The sequence below is a fragment of the Micromonospora sp. WMMA1363 genome, from assembly GCF_030345795.1.
GTDB lineage: Bacteria > Actinomycetota > Actinomycetes > Mycobacteriales > Micromonosporaceae > Micromonospora.
In genome coordinates this window covers 5,717,260-5,738,710 of sequence record NZ_JAUALB010000001.1, presented here as the reverse complement: position 1 = coordinate 5,738,710, position 21,451 = coordinate 5,717,260, and the positions used below count along the sequence as shown (strand labels likewise).

The following is a 21,451-nucleotide window of genomic DNA, read 5'->3' as shown; positions in this document are numbered from 1 at the left end:
CTCCCCATCGCAGTTGATTCCGCGCAGATAACCGGCCACGTCGAACACGTCGTCACCCTCTTTCAGACGGAGATCTCCACCGCCCTGTCGGCCCCGTCGCCAGACAGCAGCTCGTGCAGGTGCGCGGCGATCAATTGTGGGGTTGGATAGGAAAAGACGAGATTGGCCGGGATCTTCCGGTCGGTGACGTCACGCAGCCGGTTGCGCAGCTCGATGGCGGTGAGAGAGTCGAAGCCGATCTCGAACAGTCCCTGGTCCGCCTCGACGTGGTGGGTCGCGCCGTAGCCCAGGACCGCGGCCACCTGACCCCGTACCAGGTCGAGCAGGACCTTGGCCTGCTCGGCGGCCGGCAGCCCGGTCAGCCGATCGGCGAGCCGCGTGGGCTCGTCGCCGACCGAGGTGTGCGCCTGTTGCCGGCCCACCCGGACGAGGCGACGCAGCATGTGCGGCACCGCCCCACCGGCCGCCGCGATCGCGCGGACCCCGCGAAGGTCGAGCCTGGCGGGCACCAGCAGCGTCCTCCCGGAGCCGACGGCGGCGTCGAAGAGTTCCATCCCCTCCTCGGGTGGCAACGCCAGGAGTCCCCCGCGCCGGTTCATCCGGGCCCTGGCGAGGTCGTCGGTGCCGGCCGCCATGCCGGTGGTCTGGTCCCACAAACCCCACGCCAGCGACAACCCCGGCAGGCCCAGCGACCGGCGGTGAGCCATCAGCCCGTCCAGGAACGCGTTCGCCGCCGCGTAACTGCCGCTACCGGCGCCCATGAACACCGCCGACACCGACGAGTAGACGACGAACGCGTCCAGCCGCAGGTCACGAGTCAACTCGTCCAGATGCCGCACCGCGTCCACCTTCGGCGCGAACACCTCCGCCAGCCGGTCCGGGGTCACCGTGCCGATCACCCCGGCGTCCGCGACGCCGGCCGTGTGCACCACGGCGGTCGGAGGGTGCTGCGCCAGCAGGGCTGCCACGTGGTCACGATCGGACATGTCGCAGGCCACCACTGTGACGTCGGCGCCCTGCTCGGTGAGCCCGGCGACGAGATCCGTCGCACCCTCGGCATCCGGGCCACGCCGGCTGGCCAGCACCAGACGCCGCACACCGTGTCGGGCGACCAGGTGCCGAGCCGCCAGGCCGCCCAGCGCCCCGGTGCCACCGGTGACCAGCACCGTCGCGTCGGGGCCGAAGGCATTCCCGGCGTCCGGCGCGACCCCGGCGACCCGGGTGAGGCGCGGCACCGACAGCGCCGCGTCGCGGACCGCGACCTGCGGTTCGCCGCAGGCCAGGACCGCCCCCAACACGGCTTCCGCTCCGTCGTGGGACGCCGGGTCGAGGTCGACCAGGACGATCCGGTCAGGGTTTTCCACCTGGGCGGCCCGGACCAGGCCCCACACCGCCGCACCCGCGGGACTGGTCACCGCACCGTCACCGGCGGGCACCGCGCCTCGCGTCACGACCACCAACCGGGACTCCTCGAACCCGCCCCCGGCCAGCCAGCACTGGACCACGTCCAACACCTGCGTGGTGAGCTCCAGCACGGTGCTGCCGCCGACGGCCTCCAGCACCGCCACCGCCGGTGCGTCCGCTGTCCCCGACAACACGTCGTCGGCCAGGGTCGCGACCTGTTCCGCGTCCGCGACGGGCAGCCAGGACAGCGCGGGCCCGTCCTGGGCCGCGCGCAGACCGATCCACTCCACCTGGAACATCGAGTCGGCCAGCGCGTTCCCCACCGCCGCGGCGTTCAACTGCTCGCGGGACACCGGCCGGCCCACCAGCGACTCCATCGTCACGACCAGACCACCGAGCTCGTCCACGGCTTCGAGCGCCATCGCGTCGGGTCCGGGGCTCGTGACCCGCACGCGCAGGGCCGCGGCGCCAGCGGCGTGCAGTCGCAGACCGTTCCACGCGAAGGGCAGGGACAGTTCCCGCTGGTCGGTTTCATCGGCCCCGGACACGGCGCCGAGGAGAGTCGAGTGCAGGGCAGCGTCCAGCAGCGCCGGGTGGATGCCGAAGCCGCCGGCCTCCGAACGGTGTTCCTCGGGGAGCGCGACCTCGGCGAAGAGTTCCTCGTCACGCCGCCACACCGCCCGCACGGCCTGGAACGTGGCCCCGTAGCCGTAGCCCACCCGGGCGAGCCGATCGTAGCCGGCGCTGATGTCCAGCGGCTGCGCCCCGGGCGGCGGCCACGCGGTGACGTCGAAGCCGGCGACCGGCCGCCCGCGCTCCGGCGGGATCCCGAGCGTGCCGGTGGCGTGCCGGACCCAGCCGTCCGCGCCGCCGACTCCGGCGGCGTCCTCACGCTGGGAGAACACCTCGACGGTACGGGAGCCGTTCTCGCCCGGTCCGCCGACGGCGACCTGCACGCGAACCCCGCCGTGCCGTGGTACCACGAGCGGCGCCTCGATCACGAGTTCGTCGAGCACAGAGCAGCCGGCCTCGTCACCGGCGCGCACGGCCAACTCGACCAACCCCGCGCCGGGAACGATGACGACGCCGCTGACGGCGTGGTCGGACAGCCACGGGTGGGACCGCAGGGCCAGCCGTGAGCTGAACACCATGCCGTCGGACTGCGGTAGGTGCACGACCGCGCCCAGCATCGGGTGGTCGGCTCCGGCGAGTCCCAACGAGGCGGCGTCGGCGGCGGGCTCGGCCGCAGGCAGCCAGTAGTGCTGGTGGTCGAAGGCGTAGGTCGGCAGGTCCACGCGACCGGTCCGGGTGGGCAGGACACCGCTCCAGTCCACCGCCACATCGCGGACGAACAGCTCGGCCATGGACGTGAGCAGCCGGCGCAGCCCGCCCTCGTCACGCCGCAGCGATCCGACGACCACCGCGTCGGTGTCGTCGGTGCTCTCGGTGATCGGTTGGACCAGCACCGGGTGCGGGCTGACCTCGACGAACACCCGATGCCCCTGGCCGACCAGGTCGGCCAGGGCGGCACCGAAACCCACCTGGTGGCGCAGATTCCGGAACCAGTACCCGCCATCGACGACCCCGGCGTCCCGGATCCAGTCACCGGTCACCGTCGACCGGAACGGCACCATCGGTGCCCGCGCGTCGATCCCGGCCAGTGCCTCGGCGAGGAGGTCACGAACGCGCTCCACGTGCCCGGTGTGCGAGGCGTAGTCCACCGCGATCCGCCGCACCCGGACACCGTCGTCGGACAACGCCCCGAGCGCCTCCTCCAACGCCCCGGCGTCCCCGGCGATCACCACCGAGCGGGGCCCGTTGACCGCGGCCACCTCGACCCGCCCCGCCCACGGCGCCAGCCGGGCGGTGACGTCGTTCTCGCCCAATGAGACGGAGGCCATGCCGCCACCCCCGGAGAGTTCCGTGGCGATGGCCCTGCTGCGCAGGGCCACCACCCGCGCCGCGTCCGGCAGCGACAGGGCACCCGCGACACACGCCGCGGCGATCTCTCCCTGAGAGTGTCCGACCACCGCGTCCGGGACCACGCCGACCGAGGACCACACCGACGCCAGTCCCACCATCACCGCGAAGCTCGCGGGCTGGAGCACGTCGACCCGCTCCGTCAACCCGGGATCGGCCTCACCCCGCAACACGTCGACCAGGGACCAGTCGACCCACGGCGCGAGCGCCGAGGCGCACTCGGAGATCCGCTCGGCGAACACCGGGGACGAGTCCAGCAGTTCCCGTCCCATGCCCACCCACTGCGAGCCCTGGCCCGGAAAGACCCAGACCAGCTTCCCCGGCGAACCCGAGGCGGTCGTCCTGCCGACCACCACTGCGGGCGTGTCCTCGCCCCGGGCCAGCGCCCGCAAGCCGGCCAGCGCCTCCGCCCGGGAGCCCGCCACCACGACGGCCCGCTCGGCGAACACGGCCCGCCCGGACACCAACGATCGGGCCACCTCCGCCGATGACACCTCGCCGGAATCCGCCATGAACGTGGCCAGCCGCCGCGCCTGCCCGGCCAACGAGGCAGCGCTGCGCGCCGACACCACCAACGGCACCACGGCATCGGGCGGCGGGGGCGGGCCGGGCCGGGCCTCCTCGGCCGGCGCCTCCTCGATGATCAGATGTGCGTTCGTTCCGCTGATCCCGAACGACGACACCCCCGCCCGGCGTGGCCGACCGTCGCGCGGCCACTCCCGCGCCTGCGTCAGCAGCTCCACCGCGCCCTCGGACCAGTCCACCTGGGTGGTGGGCGCGTCCACGTGCAGGGTCGGGGGAACGACACCGTGACGCAGCGCCTGCACCATCTTGATCACGCCGGCGACGCCCGCCGCCGACTGCGCGTGACCGATGTTCGACTTGATCGAGCCCAGCCACAACGGCCGGCCGGGCTCCCGGTGCTGTCCGTAGGTGGTCAACAGGGCCTGCACCTCGATCGGATCTCCCAGCGCCGTGCCGGTGCCGTGCCCCTCCACGACATCCACGTCGGACGGATCGAGCCCGGCGTTGGACAGGGCCGCGCGGATCACCCGCTGCTGCGACGGCCCGTTCGGCGCGGTGAGACCGTTGGAGGCGCCGTCCTGGTTCACCGCGCTGCCGCTCAGCACGGCCAGCACCCGATGACCCCGTTCCCGCGCCACCGACAGCCGCTCCAGGACCACCACGCCAGCGCCCTCGGCCCAGCCGGTGCCGTCCGCCCCGTCCGCATACGACTTGCACCGCCCGTCCCCGGCCAGGCCGCGCTGCCGGGAGAACGCCACGAAGGTGCCGGGCGTCGCCATCACCGTCGCACCGCCGGCCAGCGCCATCGAGCACTCGCCCTGCCGCAGGGCCTGCGCGGCAAGGTGCATCGCCACCAGTGAGGACGAACACGCCGTGTCGACAGTGATCGCCGGCCCCTCGAACCCGAACACGTAGGACACCCGGCCGGACGCCACGCTCGACGCACCGGCCGTACTCGCGAAGCCCTCCAGCTCCGGCACGGCCGCACCGATCCCGTAGCCCTGCGCGGACACCCCGGTGAAGACGCCGACGTCGCTTCCCTTCAGCGAGGTCGGGTCGATGCCGACGCCCTCCAGGGCCTCCCACGACACCTCCAGCAGCAGTCGCTGCTGCGGGTCCATGGCCAACGCCTCACGCGGTGAGATCCCGAAGAACCTGGCGTCGAACTGCCCGGCGTCGCTCAGGAAGCCGCCCTGGTCGGTGGTGGACGTGCCCCTGTTTTCGGGGTCCGGGTCGAAGAGGTCCGCCAGATCCCAGCCGCGGTCGGTGGGGAAGGGCGACACACCCTCGCGGCCCTCGAACACCAACCGCCACAGGTCGTCCGGGCTCGCCACGCCGCCCGGCAACCGGCACGCCATCCCCACGATCGCGACGGGCTCGTCCGGCTCGGCCACCACGGCGGCCGTCGTCGGCGTGCCAGCCACCCGGTCGCCCAGGTCGTCACGCAGGTGGCGGGCGAGAGCGACCGGATTCGGGTAGTCGAAGACCAGGGTCGCGGGCATCTTCAACCCGGTCGCCTCGCGCAGCCGGTTGCGCAGCTCGACCGACGTCAACGAGTCGAATCCGGCGTCCGTGAACGCCGTGTCCGGGCGCACGGCGTCCGGACTGGTGTGCCCGAGCACAAGCGCTACCTGGCCGCGCACCAGGTCCAGCAGCAGCGCGTCCTGCTCGGCCGGCTCGAGACCGGCCAGTCGCCGGGCCAGCCCGTGATCCTTCGCGGCCACGGCGCGCGCCTGCTGCCGGGCCGGACGAATCAGACCCCGCAGCAGGTGCGGCACGTTCGAGCGGATCGACCGGAGATCCAGCTTGACCGGAACCAGCAGCGCCTGGCCGGATCCCACGGCGGCGTCGAACAGGTCCATGCCCTCGGCGGGCGTCATCGCCAGGACACCGCCGCGGCTCGCCCGTGCCTGGTCTGCGCTGCCCAGGTGCGCGGTCATGCCGTCGGTCTGCGCCCACAGACCCCAGGCCAGCGACACGGCCGGCAGGCCGGCGGCTCGACGTCGGGCGACCGCCGCGTCCAGAAAGGCGTTCGCCGCCGCATAGTTGCCCTGACCGGCGGATCCGAACACACCCGACGCGGACGAGAACACCACGAACGCGTCGAGATCCAGGCCCAGGCCCTGGGTGAGTTCGTCCAGGTGTCGCACCGCGTCCACCTTCGGCGCGAACACGGTGGCCAGCCGGTCGGGCGTCAACGCCCCGATCACGCCGTCGTCCAGCACGCCCGCCGTGTGCACCACGGCCGTCGGACGATGCTCGACCAGCACGGCCGCCACCTGGTCCCGGTCCGACACGTCGCACGCCACGACCGAGACCTCCGCGCCCTGCCCGGCCAGCTCGGTGACCAGCTCAGCCGCACCGTCCGCGTCCGGGCCGCGCCTGCTGACCAGGACCAGCCGCCGCACCCGGTGCCGGGACACGAGATGCCGCGCGACCAGCGCACCCAGCGACCCGGTGCCGCCGGTCACCAGGACCCGCCCCGCCTCACCGAAGACGCCGGGAGCATCGCCGGCCCGAGCGGTGACGCGGGCGAGCCGGGGAACCACGAGCACGGCGCCCCGGACGGCCACCTGCGGCTCCCCCGAAGCAAGAACCGACCCGAGCACCTGCTCGACATCGCCGTCGGTATCAAGGTCCAGCAGCACAATCCGGTCCGGATTCTCGGCCTGCGCGGAACGCACCAGACCCCACACCGCCGCCGCAGCGGGGTCAACGATCACGCCGGCACCGGCCGGCACCGCGCCCCGGGTCACCACCGCCAGCCGCGACTCCTCCGGCCCACCGCCCAGCCACTCCTGGACGACGCCCAGGGCCCGTGACGTCACGGCTGCCGGGTCATCCCCGCCGACCACTTCGAGCACCGCCACCGTGGGCGCGTCGTCGGCCAGGGCCACCACGTCGTCGACCGTGTCCACCGACGCCCACGAAGGCGCCGATGCCGCGGAACCCGCGGGCAACGCGGTCCAGTCGACACGGAACAGCGAGTCGCGGGGATCCGCCGCCGCACCCAACCCCTCCACCGGCCGGGACACCAGCGACTCCACCGACACCACGGGAGCACCGGTCTCGTCCGCCGCCTCCATCGAGATGGCGCCGGGTCCGGCGGACCCGATCCGCACGCGTAGCGCCGACGCGCCGGCGGCCCGCAGCACCATGCCGTTCCAGGCGAACGGCAGCACCGGCGGCCCGGGCTCCGCCGCCGCGGTGCCCAGCATGCCCGCGTGCAGCGCGGCGTCCAGCAACCCGGGATGGATGCCGAACTCCCCCGCCTGGCCACGGCACTCCGCCGGCAGGGCGACCTCGGCGAACACCTCCTCGCCCCGCCGCCACACCGTCCGCAAACCCTGGAACGACGGGCCGTACGCGTAGCCGCGCTCGGCCAGGTCGGTGTAGAAGGCCGCCGAATCGACCTCCCGCGCGCCCGGCGGCGGCCAGGCGGCGAAGTCGAACCCGGAGCCCCGCACGGTCGGCCCGTCCGACAGGAAGCCGGTGGCGTGGCGGGTCCACGCGTCCGTGCCGTCGCCGGGCAGCGAGTACACGTCCACCGGACGCGTCCCGTTCTCTTCCGGGGCGCCGACGGCCACCAGCACCCGCACACCACCGCGTTCCGGGACGGTCAGCGGTGCCTCGATCACGAGTTCCTCGAGCACCGTGCAGCCGACCTCGTCGCCCGCGCGGACCGCCAGCTCGACCAACCCGGTGCCCGCGACGAGCACCACGCCACCGATCGCGTGATCCGCCAGCCACGGATGCGACCGCAGTGACAGCAACGACGTGAACACCAGCCCGTCCGACTGCGGCAACCGCACCGCCGCGCCCAGCAGCGGGTGGTCGACCGGGGACTGCCCCAACGACGCGGCGTCCGCCGCAGGCCCGCCGGGCGGAAGCCAGTAGTTCTGCCGGTCGAAGGCGTACGTCGGCAGGTCGACATGCCCGGTCACCGGCGGCAGCACGGTGGCCCAGTCGACGGGGACACCGCGGACGAACAACTCGGCCACCGAACTCAGCAGGGTCTGTTCCTCCGGGCGGCCGTCGCGCAGGGCCGGGACACAGGTGACCTCGGCGCCCGCCGCGATGGCGGTCTCCGCTGCCATCGCGGTCAGCGCCGCGCCCGGTCCGAGTTCCACGAACAGCGTGGCGCCCTGCTCCACGGCGGCCGCGATCCCGTCGGCGAACCGCACCGGCCGGCGTACGTGCTCAGCCCAGTAGCGTGGGTCCGCGAGCTCACCGGGCTCCGCCAGCCGGCCGGTCACGTTCGACACCACCGGGATCGCCGGCGGCTGCCAGTCCACCCCGGCCAGCTCGGCGGCGAACTCGGCCAGCATCGGCTCCATCCGGTGCGAGTGGAAAGCGTGCGAGACGACCAGTTGTTTCGTCTTGTGCCCGCGTTCCCGCAGCCGGTCCGCCGCGGCGAGGACCGCGTCGTGATCACCGGAGAGCACGACGGAGGACGGGCCGTTGACCGCCGCGAGCGCCACGCCCTCACCCAGGAGACCGCTGACCTCCGCCTCGCTCGCGGCCACCGCGACCATCACCCCGTCCGGCGGCAGCGCCTGCATGAGCCGGCCCCGGGCCGCGACGACCCGCGCCGCGTCGGCCAGCGACAGCACCCCTGCCGAGTACGCCGCGGTGAGCTCGCCGATCGAATGTCCGATCACCGCGGCGGGCCGGACGCCCCACGACTCGACGAGCCGATACAGCGCGCTCTCCACCGCGAACAGGCCGGCCTGTGTGAACACCGTCTGGTTCAACAGGTCACCGCTGCGCGGCAGCCTGTTCAGCACCACGTCCCGCACCGCGTGATCGGTCCACCCGGTCAGGCACGAGTCCAGCTGCTCGCAGGCCTCGTCGAACGCCCGCGCGAACACCGGATACCGGTCGTACAGTTCGCTGCCCATACCGACCCGCTGCGAGCCCTGTCCCGGAAACACCAGGACGGCCCGGCCCTGCCCGGCCGTACCGGTCACCAGGTCGGGGGCGCTCTCACCGCTGGCCAGCGCACCGAGCCCGGCCAGCGCCGCTTCGGTCGAGCCCGCGACCAGCACGGCGCGCTCGTCCAGCAGCGCCCGACCGGACAGCAGCGCCCCGGCCGTCCGCGCCAGCGAAACCTCGGTGCGGTCGAGGAACGAGGCCAGCCGGCCGGCCTGCGCCGACAGGGAGGCCGTGCTGCCCGCCGACACCACCAGCGGCACCAACCCGGTCGACCCGTCCGTCGACGCTGTCGATTCCTCCGGCTCCTCGGCGGCGGGCGGTTCTTCGAGGATCACGTGCGCGTTGGTCCCGCTGATTCCGAACGCGGACACGCCCGCTCGGCGTGGTCGGCCGGTGCGGGGCCACTGGCGGGCCTCGGTCAGCAACTCGACCGCGCCGGCGGACCAGTCCACCTGCGGCGTGGGCGCGTCCACGTGCAGTGTGGGCGGCAGCACCTCGTGCCGCAGCGCCTGCACCATCTTGATCACACCGGCCACGCCCGCGGCCGCCTGGGTGTGACCGAGGTTGGACTTGATCGAGCCGAGCCACAGCGGCCGGTCCGGCTCGCGGCCCTGACCGTAGGTCGCGATCAGCGCCTGCGCCTCGATCGGGTCACCCAGGGCGGTCCCCGTCCCGTGGGCCTCCACGGCGTCCACGTCCGACGGCGTCAGCCCGGCGCCGGACAGCGCCTTGCGGATCACCCGCTGCTGCGACGGTCCGTTCGGCGCCGTCAGACCGTTCGACGCCCCGTCCTGGTTCACCGCACTGCCCCGCAGCACGGCCAGAATCCGGTGCCCGCGCTCACGTGCCACCGACAGGCGTTCCAGCACCACGACGCCGACGCCCTCCGACCAGCCGGTGCCGTCCGCGGCCGCGGCGAACGCCTTGCTCCGCCCGTCCGTGGCCAGCACCCGCTGCCGGGAGAACGCCACGAAGGTGCCGGGTGTCGGCATCACGGTCGCGCCCCCGGCCAGCGCCATCGAGCACTCCCCCAGCCGCAGCGCCTGCGCAGCCAGGTGGATCGCCACCAGCGACGACGAACAGGCCGTGTCGATGGTGACCGCCGGCCCCTCGAACCCGAAGGTGTACGACACCCGGCCGGACGCCACGCTCGACGCCGAACCGGTGCCGGCGAAGCCCTCGAGCTCCGGCGTGATCGAGCCGGCACCATAGCCCTGGGTGAACACCCCGGAGAACACCCCGACGTCGGTGCCGTGCACCGACGTCGGGTCGACGCCGGCGTCCTCCAACGCCTCCCACGAGGTCTCCAGCAGCAGCCGGTGCTGCGGGTCCATCACCAACGCCTCGCGTGGTGAGATTCCGAAGAAACCTGCGTCGAACTGCCCCGCCCCCCGCAGGAACCCACCCTGGCTGGTGTACGAGGTGCCGGGGCGGTCGGGGTCCGGGTCGAACAGGCCGTCCAGGTGCCAGCCTCGGTCCTCCGGGAAGTCGGAGAGGGCGTCCACCCCGTCGGCCACCAACCGCCACAGGTCCTCCGGCGAGGACACGCCACCCGGGAACCGGCACGCCATGCCCACGACGGCCAACGGCTCGTCGGCGTGCCGCGAGCCCTGCTGCCGCAGGGTGTGCAGTTCGGCGGTGACGCGCTTGAGGTACTGGAGGAGTCTTTCGTCCGTGGCCATTCTCGTCTGTCCTCACGAAGGTGTCGATGGGGTGGGATCGTCGACCGGCGGGTCAGGTGAGGCCGAGTTCCGCGTCGATGAAGTCGAGGACGTCGTCGGCGGACGCCGACTCGAGCTGTTCCGCCACCGAGGCCCCGTCCGCCTGCTCGCGGACTCCGTTGCACCTGGCCACCAGCCCCTGCAGTCGCAGCGTGAGGGCGGATCTCGCGGACCCGTCGAGGGCGAGGCCGCCGATCAGCGACTCGAGCTCCTCGATCCGGGCGGTGACCCGGGTGAGCGCGTCACCGCCGGTCCCGAACTCGTCGCGCAGGTGACGTGCCAGGGCGTACGGGGTCGGGTAGTCGAAAGCCATCGTGGCCGGCAGCTTCAGGCCGGTCGCCGCACGCAGCCGGTTGCGCAGCTCCAGTGACGTCAACGAATCGAATCCGGCGTCCTTGAACGCCCCGTCCGCCCGGACGGCCGCCGCGCCGGAGTACCCGAGCACCACCGCGACCTGGCCGCGCACCAGGTCCAGCAGCAGCGTCTCCTGCTCCGCCGGAGTCAGTCCGGCGAGCCGCTGAGCCAGCCCACCGTCCCCGTCGGCCGCAGCCCGCGCCTGCTGCCGGCCTGGCCGCACCAGACCGCGCAGCAGATGCGGCACCGTGCCGCCGGCACGCACCTCCCGGAGGTCGAGTTTGACCGGCACCAGCAATGCCTGCTCGGACGTCAGCGCCGCGTCGAACAGGTCCATGCCCTCCGCCACCGTCATGGCCCGCACGCCGCCGCGGCTCATGCGTGCCTGGTCCGCGCCACCGAGGTTCGCGGTCATGCCCGTGGCCCGCTCCCACAGCCCCCACGCCAACGACAACCCCGGTAGGCCGCCCGCCCGGCGGTTCGCCATCGCGGCGTCGAGGAAGGCGTTCGCCGCCGCGTAGTTGCCCTGCCCGGGAGAGCCGAACACACCCGACCCGGACGAGAACACCACGAACGCGTCGAGGTCCATCTCGCGGGTCAGCTCGTCGAGATGCCGCACGGCGTCGACCTTGGGCGCGAACACCCTCGCCAACCGCTCCGGAGTCAACGCCGCGGTCACACCGTCGTCGAGAACACCCGCCGTGTGCACGACACCCGCCGGGCGGTGCCTCGCCAGCAGGGCGGACACCTCGTCCCGGTCGGACAGGTCACAGGCGACGACCGATACCTCGGCACCGAGCCGCGTCAACTCCGCGACCAGGTCAGCGCTGCCGTCGGCGTCCGGACCCCGCCTGCTGGCCAGCACGAGACGCCGCACACCGTGCCGGACCACCAGGTGCCGGGCCACCACGGCGCCGAGCCCGCCCGCGCCGGAGACCAGCACCGCCCCGTGCGGACCGAACCCGGCCTGGGCCTTCCGCACCTGTTCGCCGGTCCGGGCCAGGCGCGGGACGAACAGGGCGCCGCCGCGGGCCGCGACCTGCGGTTCCGCGCTCGCCAGCACCGATCCCAGCAGGTGTTCGACGGGACCGTCGGGATCGAGATCCAGCAGGGTGATCCGGCCCGGGTTCTCGGCCTGGGCCGAACGCGTCAGACCCCACACGGCCGCCCCGGTCGGGTCAGCCACCACCCCGTCGCCAACGGGCACCGCACCCCGGGTCACGACCACCAACCGCGACTCCTCCGGCCTGGCCAGCCAGGCCTGCAGCGCGGCCAACGCCCGCGAGACCGCGGCAAGGACGTCGTGCTCGCCGGCCACCTCCAGGATCTCGACGTCGGGCCGACCGTCGACCGGCTCCGCCGCCGTCGCCGTCAGCCGGGTCCACTCCATCCGGAACAGCGAGTCATGGATACCCGTCGTCGCCGCGAGCTTCTCGACGGACACCGGTCGGAAGGTGACCGAGTCGGCCGTGACCACCAGGCCACCGGTCCCGTCGGCCGCCCCCAGCGAGACGGTGCCGGCCCCGCCGGGCACCAGCCGCACCCGCAGCGCCGACGCGCCGACACCGTGCAGCGCCAGCCCCGCCCAGTCGAGCGGCAGCCGCGGCTCGTCTTGATCTCCTCCCGCGCCGCGCAGCATCGGCTGCAGGGCCGCGTCCAGCAAAGCGGGATGAACCCCGAAGCTGCCCGCCGCCGTACCCGTGTCGTCCGGCAGGGCGACTTCGGCGAACACCTCCTCGCCCCGCTGCCACAGGGCCCGCAGGGCCTGGAACGCGGGCCCGTGGGCGTGTCCCCGCTCGATCAGGTCGGGGTAGAAGTCCGCCACCTCGACCGGCCGGGCACCCGGTGGCGGCCACGCCGTGAAGTCGACATCGGGGACCGGCGGCTGTCCGGCGGAGAGGACACCGGTGGCATGCCGCGTCCACCCGTGCGCGCCCTCACGCTGGGCGTACACGTCCACCGTCCGCGCGCCGCCCTCCCCAGGCCCGCTCAGCGCCACCTGCACGCGGACCGCGCCGTGCTCGGGCACCACCAGCGGCGACTCCGTCGTGAGTTCGTCCAGTACCGGACACCCCACCTCGTCGCCGGCCCGCACCGCCAACTCCACCAGCGCGCTGCCGGGCAGGAGCACGACCCCGTCGACGACGTGATCGGCCAGCCAGGGATGCGACCGTGGCGACAAACGCGCGGTGAACACCCGGCCGTCGGATCGGGGCAGTTGGACCGTCGCTGCCAACAGCGGGTGGTCCGTCGCCGACAGACCGAACGAGGCCGGGTCGGTCGCCGACTCCTCGGTCTGGAGCCAGAAGTGCTGGTGGTCGAAGGCGTAGGTGGGCAGCTCGACGTGGCCCGAGACCGGCGGAAGAACGCCGTTCCAGTCGACGGAGACGCCGTGGACGAACAGCTCGGCCATGGCGGTGAGCAGCCGGCGCGGGCCACCGTCGTCCCGACGCAGCGTTCCCGTCACCGCGACGTCGGTGTCGTCGACGATCTCGCTGATCGGCTGGACCAGCACCGGGTGCGCACTCACCTCGAGGAAGGTGCCGAACCGCCGGTCGAGCAGGTCGGCCACCGCCGGGGCGAACCGGACCTGCTCGCGCAGGTTCCGGTACCAGTACCCGCCGTCCAGGACTCCGGCCTCCCGGATCCACTCCCCGGTCACCGTCGAGCGGAACGGCACCACCGGCGCCTGCGCCACGATCCCCGCCAGCGCCTCGGCGAGGTCGTCGCGGATGTCCGCCACGTGCCGGGTGTGCGACGCGTAGTCCACCGCCACCCGCCGCACCCGGACGCCCTGGCCCGCCAACGACGCCAGCGCCTCGTCCAACGCCCGGGCGTCACCGGCGACAACCACCGACGACGGGCTGTTCACCGCCGCCACCTCGACCTGATCCGCCCACGGACGCAACCGCGCGGCCGCCTCGTCCTCGCTCAACGCGACCGAGACCATCCCACCCCGGCCGGACAGCGCCACGGCGATGGCTCGGCTACGCAACGCCACCACCCGGGCGGCATCCTCGAGGGACAATGCCCCCGCCACACAGGCCGCCGCGATCTCCCCCTGCGAGTGGCCCAACACGGCATCGGGAACGACACCCACCGACGCCCACACCGCCGCCAGACCCACCATCACCGCGAAGCTCGCCGGCTGCACCACGTCGACCCGGTCCAGCACCGCGGGAGTGGCCTCGCCGCGCAGCACGTCCACCAGCGACCAGTCAATCCACGGCGCCAGGGCGTCGGCACACTCCGACATCCGCTTGGCGAAAACCGGCGAGGAGCCCAGCAACTCCCGACCCATGCCGACCCACTGCGAACCCTGACCCGGGAACACCCACACCACCTTGCCCGGCGCGCCGGCGCTGCCGGTCACCACGCCGGCGGCGTCCGCGCCGCGGGCAAGCGCACCGAGCCCGGTCAACGCGTCGTCGACCGAGCCGGCCACCACCACGGCACGATCGCCCAGCATCGCCCGGCCCGAGACCAACGCGCCGGCCACGCCCGCCAGCGACGCGGTACCCGATCCGAGATACGACGCGAGCCGGTCGGCCTGCCCGGTCAACGCCCCGGTGCTGCGCGCCGACACGACCAGCGGCAGCACCCCGTCGGGAAGCGTCCCCGCGGCCGGCTCCGGTTCCTCGGGCGCCTCCTCGAGGATCAGGTGCGCGTTGGTCCCACTGATCCCGAACGACGACACCCCCGCCCGGCGCGGGCGCTCACCCGCTGGCCACTCGCGCGCCCCGGTGAGCAACTCCACCTCGCCCGTGGACCAGTCGACCTCCGTGGTGGGCCGCTGCACGTGCAGCGTCGCCGGTAGGACGCCGTGTCGCAGCGCCTGCACCATCTTGATCACGCCGGCCACGCCCGCCGCCGCCTGGGTGTGCCCGATGTTCGACTTCACCGAACCGAGCCACAGTGGTTTCCCGGGATCGCGGCCCTGGCCGTAGGTCGCCAGCAACGCCTGCGCCTCGATCGGGTCACCCAGGGACGTACCCGTACCATGCCCCTCGACCACATCCACCTCGGACGGCGCCAACCCGGCGTTGAGCAACGCCGCACGGATCACCCGCTGCTGGGACGGCCCATTCGGCGCCGTCAACCCGTTCGACGCGCCATCCTGGTTCACCGCACTGCCCCGCAGCACCGCCAGAACCCGATGCCCACGCTCCCGAGCCACCGACAGCCGCTCAAGCAGCACCAACCCGACCCCCTCGGCCAGACCCATCCCGTCCGCGCCGTCCGCGTACGCCTTGCACCGCCCGTCGGCGGCCAACCCCCGCTGCCGGGAGAACGACAGGAAGGAGCCGGGCTGGGCCATCACCATCACGCCGCCCGCCAGCGCAGCCGAGCACTCACCCTGCCGCAGCGCCTGCACGGCCAGGTGCATCGCCACCAACGACGACGAACACCCCGTGTCCACCGTCACCGCGGGTCCCTCGAAACCGAGCACGTACGACACCCGGCCGGTCGCGATGCACGGAGCGGCACCCGTACCCGCGAAACCCTCCAACTCCGGTGCGACCTGGCGGCCGGAGCCGGCCCCGTAGCCCTGGCTGGACAGCCCGGCGAACACACCGATGTCGCTACCCCTCCAGGACAACGGGTCGATTCCCGCCCGTTCCACCGCCTCCCAGGAGGTCTCCAGCAACAACCGCTGCTGCGGGTCCATCGCCAGCGCCTCCCGCGGCGAGATCCCGAAGAGCCCGGCGTCGAACAGGCCCGCGCCGTCGAGGAAGCCGCCCTGGCTCGTGTACGAGGTGCCCGGGCGGTCGGGGTCCGGGTCGAACAGGGCCGCGAGGTCCCAGCCGCGGTCGGTGGGAAAACCGGCGACGGCGTCGACCCCGTTCGCCACCACGTGCCACAGGTCCTCCGGCGAGGACACGCCGCCCGGGTACCGACAGGCCATCCCGACGATGGCCACCGGCTCCCGCGCCTGGTCCTCGACCTCGCGCAGCCGCCTGCGGGCGTCGCGGGCGTCGCCGATGGCCCTCTTGAGGTAGTCGCGGAGTTGTACCTCGTCAGCCATTGAACTCAGCTCCCAGGAGATGTCCGTGTGCGGTGGTCAGGCGAAGCGGTCGACGAGCGCGAAAAGCTCCTCGTCACTGGCCGCGTCGAGGTCGTCGTCGGACGGGTCCGGATCGGCAGCCGCCTCGGCCGCGGCCAGCAGGTCCCGCAGGCGCACGGTGATCCGCTCGCGGGCCTCGTCGTCGGCCACGGACCCGATCGCCGACTCCAGGCCGGCGAGATCGGCCAGTACGGAGTCGACCGCGGACATCTCGTCGACGGCGAGTTCAGCACGCAAGAACCGGGCGAGAGCCTGCGCGTTCGGGTAGTCGAACACCAGGGTGGCCGGCAGTTTCAGGCCGGTCGCCTCGCGCAGCCGGTTGCGCAGCTCCACCGACGTGAGCGAGTCGAAGCCGGCGTCCTTGAACGCCGCGTCCGCCCGAACGGCGCCCGCATCGGCGTGCCCGAGCACGACCGCGACCTGGGCACGCACCAGGTCCAACAGCAGTGCCTCCCGGCCGGCCGGTGCGAGTTCGGCGAGCCGGCGGGCCAGCCCACCGTCCCCACCGGACACCGCCCGCGCCGACTGCCGACCCATCCGGACCAGGCCGCGCAGCAGGTGCGGTACGCCGCCGACGGCGGCCTCCGCACGCACCTGCCGCAGGTCCAGCTCGACCGGCACCAGCAGCGCCGGTTCGCAAGCCAGGGCGGCGTCGAACAGATCCATGCCGTCCTCGGACCCGAGACCCAGCACTCCCCCGCGCCCCTCACGCCGGCTCATCCGGTCCAGGGTGAGGTCGTCGATGGTGTCCGCCATACCGGTGAGTTGCTGCCACGGTCCCCAGGCCAGCGACAGGCCCGGCAGGCCCGCCGCCCTGCGGTGCGCCATCAGGCCGTCCAGGTACGCGTTGGCGGCCGCGTAGCCGCCGCTGCCCGCGCCCATGAAGATCGATGAGGCGGACGAGTAGACGACGAACGCGTCGAGGGCGAGGGCGCGGGTCAGCTCGTCCAGATGCCGTACCGCATCGACCTTCGGTGCGAACACCCTGGCTAGCTTGTCCGGGGTCAACGCCCCGACCACCCCGGCGTCGAACACGCCCGCCGTGTGTACGACGGCAGTCGGACCCTGCTCCGCCAGCAGGGCCGCCACCTGAGCCCGGTCGGCCAGGTCACAGGCCCGTACCGACACGTCGGCGCCCAGCCCGGTCAACTCGGCGACCAGGTCCGCCACCCCGTCGGCGTCGCGGCCCCGGCGGCTGGCCAGCACCAACCGCCGCACACCGTGCCGGGCGACCAGGCGGCGGGCCGCCAACGCACCCAACGACCCGGCGCCCGAGACCAGCACCGTCGAGTCCGGGCCAAACCCGGCCGGGGAGTCCACGGCCCGGGTGGCGCGGGCGAGGCGCGGTACGGACAGGGTCAGCCCGCGCGCCGCGACCTGCGGTTCGGCACTGGCCAGCACCGCACCCAGCACCGCCTCCGGTCCGTCGGTGGCGGCCGGATCGCAGTCCAGCAGCACGAACCGGTCCGGGTTCTCGGCCTGCGCGGCACGTACCAGACCCCACACCGCCGACGCGGCGGGATCGCTGACCACGCCGTCGCCGGCGGGCACCGCGCCCCGGGTGACCACCACGAGCCGCGACCCGTCCAGTTCGGCTGCCGCCAACCACTGCTGCACGACCGACAGGACCCGCGACGTCACGGCCAACGCGTCCCCTTCGCCGACCGCCGTCAGGACCGCCACCGCCGGCGAATCGGTCAGGGCGGCCACGTCGTCGGCGGTGGCCACCGCCACCCACGACGGCGACGGCTGCCCCGCGACCGCGGGTAGTTCGACCCAGTCGACCTGGAACAGCGAGCCGACACCAGCCGGGTCCGCCGGTTCGGTGGGCACGGCCCGCAACACCAACGAGTCCATCGTCAGGACGGGGCCGCCGGTCTGGTCGGCGGCCTCGACGGTCATCGCGTCGGGACCGGCCGGCGCGACCCGGACCCGCAACGCCGACGCGCCCACGGCGTGCAGCACGAGCCTGTTCCACGCGAACGGCATCACCGCCCGTCCCGGTTGCTCGTCCGTCCCGGCCGCCGCGGCGGCGACGGTGCCGGTCTGCAGGGCCGCGTCCAGCAACGCGGGGTGGATGCCGTACCCGGCGGCGTCCCCACGGTGCTCCTCGGGCAGGGCGACCTCGGCGAACACCTCCTGACCCCGCCGCCACACCGCACGCACCCCCTGGAACGCGGGCCCGTACGCGTAACCACGCTCGGCCAGGTCGGGGTAGAGGTCGCCGACCTCGACCCGCTGCGCGCCCGAGGGCGGCCACGCCGCGAAGTCGAACCCGGTGCCGGTGTCACCGGGCGCCGCCGCCGACAGCACACCGGTGGCGTGCCGCGTCCACTCGTCGGCGCCGTCCTCGCGCAGCGAGTACACATCCACGGGACGCGCGCCGGTGTCGTCCGGTCCGCCGACCGCGACCTGGAGCCGAACGCCGCCGTGCTCGGGCACCACCAGCGGAGCCTCCGTCACGAGTTCGTTCAGCACCGGGCAACCGATCTCGTCGCCGGCACGCAGGGCCAGCTCGACGAGGCCGGTGCCGGGAAAGAGCACCACACCACCGATCGCGTGATCGGCCAGCCACGGCTGCGAGCGCAACGACAGGCACGAGGTGAACACCGCCCCGTCCGACGTGGGCAACGGCACGACCGCGCTCAACAGCGGATGATCCGTCACGGACTGGCCCAGCGAGGCCGCATCGGTCGCCGCCTCGGCCGTCCGGAGCCAGTAGTGCCGGTGGTCGAAGGCATAGGTCGGCAACTCCACCCGCGCCGACGCCGCCCCGGCCGGCAGCATCGCGGTCCAGTCCACGGGTACGCCGTGGACGAACAGCTCGGCCATGGCGGTGAGCAGCCGGCGCGGGCCACCGTCGTCCCGACGCAGCGTTCCCGTCACCGCGACGTCGGTGTCGTCGACGATCTCGCTGATCGGCTGGACCAGCACCGGGTGCGCACTCACCTCGAGGAAGGTGCCGAACCGCCGGTCGAGCAGGTCGGCCACCGCCGGGGCGAACCGGACCTGCTCGCGCAGGTTCCGGTACCAGTACCCGCCGTCCAGGACTCCGGCCTCCCGGATCCACTCCCCGGTCACCGTCGAGCGGAACGGCACCACCGGCGCCTGCGCCACGATCCCCGCCAGCGCCTCGGCGAGGTCGTCGCGGATGTCCGCCACGTGCCGGGTGTGCGACGCGTAGTCCACCGCCACCCGCCGCACCCGGACGCCCTGGCCCGCCAACGACGCCAGCGCCTCGTCCAACGCCCGGGCGTCACCGGCGACAACCACCGACGACGGGCTGTTCACCGCCGCCACCTCGACCTGATCCGCCCACGGACGCAACCGCGCGGCCGCCTCGTCCTCGCTCAACGCGACCGAGACCATCCCACCCCGGCCGGACAGCGCCACGGCGATGGCTCGGCTACGCAACGCCACCACCCGGGCGGCATCCTCGAGGGACAATGCCCCCGCCACACAGGCCGCCGCGATCTCCCCCTGCGAGTGGCCCAACACGGCATCGGGAACGACACCCACCGACGCCCACACCGCCGCCAGACCCACCATCACCGCGAAGCTCGCCGGCTGCACCACGTCGACCCGGTCCAGCACCGCGGGAGTGGCCTCGCCGCGCAGCACGTCCACCAGCGACCAGTCAATCCACGGCGCCAGGGCGTCGGCACACTCCGACATCCGCTTGGCGAAAACCGGCGAGGAGCCCAGCAACTCCCGACCCATGCCGACCCACTGCGAACCCTGACCCGGGAACACCCACACCACCTTGCCCGGCGCGCCGGCGCTGCCGGTCACCACGCCGGCGGCGTCCGCGCCGCGGGCAAGCGCACCGAGCCCGGTCAACGCGTCGTCGACCGAGCCGGCCACCACCACGGCACGATCGCCCAGCATCGCCCGGCCCGAGACCAACGCGCCGGCCACGCCCGCCAGCGGCACCGCCGCCGTCTTGACGAACGCGGCCAGCCGATCCGCCTGGCCGGCCAGCGACACCGCGCTGCGAGCCGACACGACGAGTGGCACCACACCGTGGGCCGGTATCTCGTCGGCGGTCTCCTCGGGCGCCTCCTCGATGATCAGGTGAGCGTTGGTGCCGCTGACCCCGAACGACGACACACCGACTCGGCGCGGGCGTCCGTCGCGCGGCCACCGGCGTGCCTCGGTCAGCAGCCGCACCGCCCCCGCCGACCAGTCCACCCCGGTGCTGGGAGCGTCGATGTGCAGGCTCAGCGGCATGACCCCGTGCCGCAGCGCCTGCACCATCTTGATCACGCTGGCCACTCCTGCGGCGGCCTGCGCATGGCCGACGTTCGACTTCAACGACCCCAACCACAGTGGTTTCCCGGGATCGCGGCCCTGGCCGTAGGTCGCCAGCAACGCCTGCGCCTCGATCGGGTCACCCAGGGACGTACCCGTACCATGCCCCTCGACCACATCCACCTCGGACGGCGCCAACCCGGCGTTGAGCAACGCCGCACGGATCACCCGCTGCTGGGACGGCCCATTCGGCGCCGTCAACCCGTTCGACGCGCCATCCTGGTTCACCGCACTGCCCCGCAGCACCGCCAGAACCCGATGCCCACGCTCCCGAGCCACCGACAGCCGCTCAAGCAGCACCAACCCGACCCCCTCGGCCAGACCCATCCCGTCCGCGCCGTCCGCGTACGCCTTGCACCGCCCGTCGGCGGCCAACCCCCGCTGCCGGGAGAACACCACGAAGGAGTTGGGGCTGGACATCACCATCACGCCGCCCGCCAGCGCCAACGAGCAGTCGCCCTGCCGCAGCGCCTGCGCCGCGAGGTGCATCGCCACCAACGACGACGAACACGCGGTGTCGATGGTCACCGCGGGTCCCTCGAAACCGAACACGTACGACACCCGGCCCGAGGCCACGCTCGACGCCAGCCCGGTGCCCGCGAAGCTCTGCATCTCCGGCCCGATCGGACCGGATCCGTAGCCCTGCGGGGCCGCCCCGACGAACACGCCGACGTCATCGCCCTTCAGCGACGTCGGATCGACGGCGGCGTTCTCGAAGGTCTCCCACGCGGCTTCCAGCAGCAGCCGCTGCTGCGGGTCCATGGCCAACGCCTCCCGCGGCGAGATCCCGAAGAACCCCGCGTCGAACAGCCCCGCCTCGGACAGGAAACCGCCCCGGCTGACGTACGAGGTGCCCGGGTGGTCGGGGTCCGGATCGAACAGGGTCTCCAGGTCCCAGCCCCGGTCCGTCGGGAAGCCCGACACCGCGTCCCGGCCTTCGGACACCAGCCGCCACAGGTCCGCGGGCCCGGTTACGCCACCCGGCAGCCGGCAGGCCGTCCCGACGATGGCGATCGGCTCACGGGACGCGCCGAGGAGCTGGCGGTTACGCTTCTTCAGCTCGCCGACCTCGGCCGCCGACCGGCGCAGCGCCTCAACGACCCTCTCATACGACGCACTCACCAGATGCCCCCCATCACTCGGTAGCAGATGCCGG

General features: G+C 73.4%; 3 protein-coding genes. All 3 read right to left on the bottom strand.

Annotated features, from left to right (window positions below; genetic code table 11):
- Positions 1-62: 62 nt before the first annotated feature.
- From QTQ03_RS26710 to QTQ03_RS26700, 3 genes are read right to left on the bottom strand one after another with little or no spacing between them, the layout of a single operon-like run.
- Positions 63-10,526: a type I polyketide synthase gene (locus tag QTQ03_RS26710; protein WP_289280432.1), complete on the bottom strand. Its 10,464-nt coding sequence runs from the start codon at positions 10,524-10,526 to the stop codon at positions 63-65.
- Positions 10,527-10,578: 52 nt separating this feature from the next.
- Positions 10,579-15,945, bottom strand: coding sequence for a type I polyketide synthase (locus tag QTQ03_RS26705; RefSeq protein WP_289280431.1), 5,367 nt, complete (start codon positions 15,943-15,945; stop codon positions 10,579-10,581).
- 36 nt (positions 15,946-15,981) lie between these two features.
- Positions 15,982-21,417, bottom strand: a complete 5,436-nt coding sequence (locus QTQ03_RS26700) for a type I polyketide synthase (RefSeq protein WP_289280430.1) — start codon at positions 21,415-21,417, stop codon at positions 15,982-15,984.
- Between the last annotated feature and the right edge of the window lie 34 nt (positions 21,418-21,451).

Bases quoted from the DNA above. Each gene is read 5' to 3' on its own strand.
- QTQ03_RS26710 (WP_289280432.1), bottom strand. From the start codon at position 10,526: ATGGCCACGGACGAAAGACTCCTCCAGTACCTCAAGCGCGTCACCGCC.
- QTQ03_RS26705 (WP_289280431.1), bottom strand. From the start codon at position 15,945: ATGGCTGACGAGGTACAACTCCGCGACTACCTCAAGAGGGCCATCGGC.